Genomic DNA, 6863 nt, shown 5'->3' with positions numbered 1-6863 from the left:
GGTCATCATGCCCGAGGCGTGCTGACCTCCAAGATAGCGGTCAGGGATACTGCCCGGGCCGAGGTGCACAATACACTGGTGGCCGAAGCCGAATACGCCCGTGGTCATGTCGACTGCAAGGAGATCATCCAGGATCAGGGTGTCGCCACAGCCATCCCGATCGTCGAGGTCAAACATCCCCGCGCCCATGTCACCCACGAGGCGGCTATCGGCAGTGTCGACAACAAACAGCTCGAAACGCTGATGGCGCGTGGCTTAAACGAAGATGACGCGGTCGACCTGATTATAAACGGAATGTTGAGTTGATATAAGAACGTTAATCCTGAATATCTAATTTGAAAGGATGGAAGTCATGATAGAACGCAAAGCGGAAGTAGTATGGGAAGGCGGTCTCAAGGACGGTAAAGGTAAGATGAAACTCGGGAGCGGTGCTTATGTCGGATCCTATTCGGTCGGATCCCGATTCGAGGACGGTATCGGAACGAATCCGGAGGAACTGATAGGTGCGGCTCATGCCGGGTGTTTCTCGATGGCCTTTGCCAAGATATTAAACGAAGCCGGTCATAATCCGAGCAAGATCGAGACCGATGCCAAGGTCAAGCTGGTCAAGGAAGGCGAGGGGTTCAAGATTGAATCGGTCAGCCTCCATACCACTGTCGATTTGGTCGATATCGAGGACGATAAGTTTCTGAACCTGGCTGAGAAGGCCAAAAAGAACTGCCCGGTCTCAAAAGCTCTGGCCGGTGTCGACATCAGCCTCAAGGCTGAGACGATCTCGATGAAAGTGTAATATTCTTTCTTTGACATCGGAAGCAAAGGAGGCTGAGATGTCTTTAAAAGGTAAAAAAGTTGCTGTATTTTTAGAAAATATGTACGAGGATGTGGAATTCTGGTACCCCTATCTGCGGATGAAAGAAGCTGAAGCGGATGTTTCCTCAGTCGCGCCCGAAAAGCACAGCTACAAGGGGAAAAGAGGCACCTCTGCAGATGCCGACATGACTATCGATCAGGCCTCTGCCAATGATTTCCATGCTCTGATTATACCGGGCGGATATTCACCCGATTTAATGCGCCGTAACCCGGATATGGTCGCTTTTGTCAAGAAGATGAACGACGGTGGAAAACCAATTGCCACGATCTGCCATGGTGGATGGATGCTGGCATCGGCCAGAATTATCGATGGCAGATCAGTGACCGGTTTTTTCTCGATCAAGGACGATCTGGTAAATGCCGGTGCCGATTTCAGAGACGATGAGGTTGTGGTGGACGGTAACCTGATTACCTCGCGTCATCCCGGCGATCTTCCCGCGTTCTGCAAAACGATAATATCGGCGCTCGAGAGTTGATCCTGCATGACTGACCTCAAATCAATAGATATTTTTGAAGCTACACGTCGCCCGGGTCAATACTTGTTTTACAGCCACGATGATCCCAACGATCCGCGTCTGGGCGAATATGTTCAGCACGACCCGGACAATTACGCTGAGGCCGATCTGGTAATTTTGGGGTGTCCGCAGGATATCGGAGTAAAGCGCAACAAGGGTCGTCCGGGTGCTGAGAAAGCCCCGGCTGAAATCCGCCAGGCGCTCTACAGGTTTCCCCTGCCGGCGGAATTACACGGCAGGCGTCTTTTCGACCTGGGCGACTGCGTAACCGAGTGTTCACTTGAAAACATCCACCACAACCTGCTTGAAATCGTGCGGAAAGTGTTATCCGATTCCAAGCGCATTGTGATTTTGGGTGGGGGCAACGATATCTCCTATCCCGATTGCCGGGCCCTGGCTGAATCGTACGATGATATTTTGGCGTTCAATATCGACAGTCACTACGATGTGCGCGAATCCGAGCGACCGAACAGCGGGACTCCGTATCGTCAATTGCTTGAGCAGAAATATATCAATCCAGAGAATTTTATCGAACTGGGTAACAAGGAGATCGTCAATTCTCCTCAGTACCGTCAATTCCTGCGAGATCTGGGGGTACGAAATTATCCGCTTAAAGAGGTGCGCAAAGAAGGCATTGAAAAGCTCATGAGCGGAATACTGGCCGATCATGAGGCCGAGGCGATATTCTGGGGTTTCGATCTGGATGTTGTCCGTTCAATGGATGCTCCCGGTGTGAGCGCATCATACCCGGTTGGACTGACTGCCGAGGAAGTCTGTGAAATGGCGCGTGTGGCCGGTTCCGACAAGCGCTCGCGGATCCTCGAAATAACAGAAGTCAATCCTGAAACGGATATCAACGGCCGGACCTCAAAACTGGCCGCCATGGTGATTTTAAACTATCTTGTTCCACTTCTGGGGTAAGTTCTTTCACCCTCGCATACTCGAATAAAGCGACAGATTCGCTGTTGGTTTTCTCAGGTATACTGGTTATATTCCGATAAAGACTGAGAATACACTTTTAATTATTGAAAAATAGAGCCATCAGTTTCTATCATCACTGAAATTGCAATTTAAGATCGGAAATCTAAAAAGATGTAACCTGTGCGGGGCGTGACTAAATGAAAAGACCTGTCGAAATCAATAGAGATTTAGTTTATCGCAAGTTATTCGAAGCATCTAAGGATGCTATCCTGATCGAGCGCTCCGATGGCTCAATACTCGAAGCCAATAAGTCTGCCTGCAGGTTGTTTGGGTACAGACCTGAGGAATGGTCAAAACTGAAAGCGCAGGATCTGGTACTTCCCCTCGATAAGGATACGATAAATGATCTGATTGATTCCAGTCCGAGCGAATTCGAGATGGTCATGCAGGCCCGCAAAAAAAACGGCGAGACATTTACGGCGGAAGTTCGATCAGTGCGAATGAATGCCGATGATGAGGAATTACTATATATTTCCATCCAGGATTTGACCGAACACAAAGAACTGCTGTCCGCCCTTCAAAAGAGTGAATCAAGTTTTCAGATATTGATCGAAAATCTCGCGGATGCTGTCTTTGCGCACGATGAAGATGGTAATTTCGTCATGGTCAACAATAAGTCATGCGAAAATACCGGTTATTCACGCAAAGAATTGATGAGTATGAAGGTTGCCGATATCGATGCTGAAAGCCTTGAGCGAGATGACAAGAAGCTGTTCTGGAAGCAACTCAAGATCGGCGACAATGTACGCTTTGAGGTAAACCATCGACGAAAAGACGGCAGTATTTACCCGGCAGAAATAAACTTGAACCTGGTGGAAGTCAGGGGCAGGAAAGTCTGGCTGGCAACAGCCCGGGATATCTCCGAAAGAAAGCAGGCCGAAGAAAGAATTAAATCCAACCAAAGACTGCTTAAAGAAGCCTCTCGAATAGCGGTAGTCGGAAGTTTCAGCCGTAATCTTGAAGACGATACAGTAAAATGGTCTGATCAGCAGTACAAACTATTCGGTTACCAGCCGGGGCAGGTAAAACCAACATTTGAGCTGGTCCGCAAACATATCCATCCCCAGGATCTCGAAAGATTTGATAAGTACAACAAGGCCATGATCGAACATGATCATCCTTACGATGTAGAATATCGCTTGATTCGTGCTGATGGTGAATTGCGTTATGTCCGTTCACGCGCCAGCCTTGATTACGATGATTCCGGCAAGCCGGTGCGGATGTATGGCGCACTTCAGGATATCACTGAGCAGAAACGGATCGAACACGAACTGACCGAAACCCATAAGATCATCGGAAAAAGTCCGGTAGTCGCCGTGCTGTGGAGAAACGACGAGGGCTGGCCGGTTGAATTTTCTACATCGAATATCTACGATTTGACGGGTTACAGAGCTGAAGATTTCTATTCAAAAGAGATTTCCTATGACGAATTGATTCATCCCGAGGATCTCGAGCGGGTTATGCATGAGGTCATGGATTTCAGTTCACAGCCAAATCGTTACAGTTTTACCCATCGTCCCTATCGAATCATCACCCGTCAGGATGAGATGAAATGGATTCGCGACCTGACATGGATCAGAAGAGACATCGATGGCGAGGTGACCCATTTCCAGGGCATCGTGATGGATATAACCGCCCAGATTGGCACCGAAGAAGCCCTGGTGGAAAGCGAAGCGCGCTACAGATCGTTGTTCGAGCTGTCGCCCTATGGAATTATTCTCATCGATGAAGAAACCAAAATATGTTCCGCCAACCGCATTCTGACCGAATGGCTCGGTGTCGGTAAGGATGAGTTGATAGGCAAAAACGCACTCGATTTATCCTATGTTGCCCCTGAATCCCGTGACATCATTCGTGAAAACATGAAGAAGCGGATTGAAGGTGAAAAAATTGCTCCCTACGAAATCAGCTTACAGGCGGTGGGGGGGAAAGATAAAATTGTGGAAGTGACCGGCACTGTACTTCAGGGCAAAGAGTTTCTTGCAATGATCGTTCTGCGTGATATCACAGAGAGCCGGCTGGCCGAGCAAGCGCTTAAGGACAGCGAGGAACGGTTGAGCATGGCGATTAAGGCGACCGGTGCGTATGTATTCGATATAGCCAACGATTCCGACGACAAAGGAACTATGAGACACGCTATGTCCAACCTGCTTGGATATCCGCTCGATCAAATCCCTGAGGGCGTAGATCTGCCGGAATGGATCAAAGCCAGGGTACACAAAGATGATATCGAAAGTGTTGCACAACTGAACCGGGATTTCTTTAGTGGAAAAACTGATCAGCTCCTGTGTGAATATCGCATGAGAGATTTTTCCGGACGGATGAAGCATTTGAAAGTAGAGGCGATTCCGAAAGTACGCAATGATCGCGGTGAAGTTACGAGGATTGTCGGATTGATCATGGATATCACCGACAGCAAGCGGATGGAGGAAGAGCTTTTCAAGGCCGAGAAGCTCGAATCGATCGGGGTCCTGGCCGGAGGAATCGCGCATGATTTCAACAATATCCTGGTGGCGATACTGGGTAATATTTCTCTGGCGCAGATGGAGGTCGAGCCGGATTCCGAATTGGCAAAACCGCTTCATGAAGCCGAAAAAGCGACCGAACGGGCCAAGGATCTGACCCGCCAGCTGTTGACATTCTCAAAAGGTGGTGCGCCGGTAAAAATGACCGCCGATATCACTGAGTTGATTCGCGATACGGTCGCGTTTTCATTGCACGGCGCCAGCGTCAGATGCGATTATGATTTTGCCAAGGATCTGCGCGCAGTCGAGGTGGACCAGGGTCAGCTCAGCCAGGTGATAAACAACCTCGTGATCAACGCCGTGCAGGCGATGCCCGAAGGCGGTAAGATCAGTATCGGGGCACAGAACCTGACTCTTTTGACTGAAAGCAGTCTGCCACTACCCAAAGGTGAGTATATCCATATAACGGTACAAGACCAGGGATCGGGTATACCACCGGAGATACTCAAGAAAGTTTTCGATCCATTCTTTACCACCAAGTCGGGTGGCAGCGGCCTGGGACTGGCCAGCACCTATTCAATCATCCGTCAGCATGAAGGTCATATCGAGGTCGAATCGGAACCTGGTAAGGGAACGAAATTTCATATCTACCTGCCTGCCACTGACAAAACAATCAGCAGTCAGTTCAAGCAGTCTGAAAAACCCATTACCGGGAGCGGACGAGTTTTGATTGTCGATGACGAACCCAATATCCGCCAGTTGGCAGGAGCGGTGCTGGTGCGTCTGGGCTACGAGGTATTGACAGCATGCGACGGCAACGAGGCGGTGGAAGTTTATGAAAATTCGATTGCGAATGATAAACCGATTGATTTGGTGATTCTGGATTTGACTATCCCGGGTGGCAGGGGCGGGCTGGAAATTCTGCAGGACCTGCGCAAGCTCGATGTCGGTGTCAGGGCGATTGTGTCGAGCGGGTATTCCACCGACCCGGTCATGGCCGACTACCAGAAATTCGGCTTCGTCGGGAGGGTCGCCAAACCATATAAGGCCTCTGAACTCGGATCTGCGATCAAAAAAGCATTTTCTGATTAGATTAACTGTCTGACTGATTTACACCACTGGTAATACTAACAATCCGGGACATCGTCGCCATCGATGTCGCAGGGAGGATTACCGCCCGAGAATGCGTAACTGATGATATACACAGCGTCGGAAACATCCACGCTGTCATCGCAGTTTGCATCTCCCGTTTCCAGGGGATCAGGAGCTGTACCGCCCCCAAAGGCGTAATTGATGATAAACACTGCGTCGGAAACATCCACTAACTCATCGGAATTAGCATCTCCGCAGATAAATACACTTTCTGTGGTGAAAGTCCAGATCGGACTGACAGTGGTGTCGTTGTCCTGGTCGCGGGCTATCACCTGCCACATGTAATCGGTCTGCGGATTAAACATGGAATCAGGACTGAAACTGTTCTGATGCAGGTCTTCGGCAATAAGTGTCAATGGTTCCGTCTCTCCCATATACAGGTTGAATCCAACTTCAGCCGGATCGTAGTCTGAACACTGCCATGACAGATCGGTCTCGATTGAAACATCTGTCGCGCTGTCCGGAGGAAATGGGTTCTCCGGGACACACGGCGGGGTAGGAACTTCGACCAGGCAGACTCCCCAGCCCCGAAAAGCCGGCTCCCACAGTTCCAGCAGAATATTTCCATCGTAATCGAACTTGAAGATCCTGCCCAGTTCTCCTTCCAGGCTCTCTGCTGTCCAGAAATATAGCCCGTCAAAAAACAGCCCCCGGCAATCCGGTGTGGGGGGAGTGATGCTGTTTTCCGGAATCTCGATTATAGACGGCCATCCGCTGATATCGTAGCACTTGATCTGGTTCTGATCGTTTTGCATCCACAGGTAAGACCCATCGTACTCCAACCCCATCACATCCTCATCGAACGAGGCTGTACCATCCTTATCACCATTGAACTCGTAGCGGCTCATGTCCCACTCGTCGACATAGAAATACGTACCAT

General features: G+C 49.6%; 5 protein-coding genes. All 5 read left to right on the top strand.

The features are described from left to right. Positions 1-306 (top strand): SufBD protein (locus GF404_04130; protein ID MBD3381366.1); only part of this gene is annotated, 306 nt, incomplete at its 5' end. Between the two features lie 46 nt (positions 307-352). Continuing rightward, a complete protein-coding gene (locus GF404_04125) occupies positions 353-790 on the top strand; it encodes an OsmC family peroxiredoxin (protein ID MBD3381365.1) in 438 nt (145 codons plus the stop codon). 37 nt (positions 791-827) lie between these two features. Continuing rightward, the gene (locus GF404_04120) at positions 828-1346 is read left to right on the top strand and encodes a DJ-1/PfpI/YhbO family deglycase/protease (GenBank protein MBD3381364.1); all 519 of its coding nucleotides are present in this window, start codon (positions 828-830) and stop codon (positions 1344-1346) included. A gap of 6 nt (positions 1347-1352) precedes the next feature. After that, entirely contained in the window at positions 1353-2306 is a 954-nt protein-coding gene (locus GF404_04115) for an arginase (protein ID MBD3381363.1), read from the top strand. A 197-nt stretch (positions 2307-2503) separates the two neighbouring features. After that, the gene (locus GF404_04110) at positions 2504-5923 is read left to right on the top strand and encodes a PAS domain S-box protein (protein ID MBD3381362.1); all 3420 of its coding nucleotides are present in this window, start codon (positions 2504-2506) and stop codon (positions 5921-5923) included. The last annotated feature ends 940 nt before the right edge of the window (positions 5924-6863 follow it).

Source organism: Candidatus Zixiibacteriota bacterium, from assembly GCA_014728145.1.
Lineage (GTDB): Bacteria > Zixibacteria > MSB-5A5 > JAABVY01 > JAABVY01 > WJMC01.
Note: the sequence above shows the minus strand (reverse complement) of the source record. Positions and strands in the feature narration are given on the sequence as shown.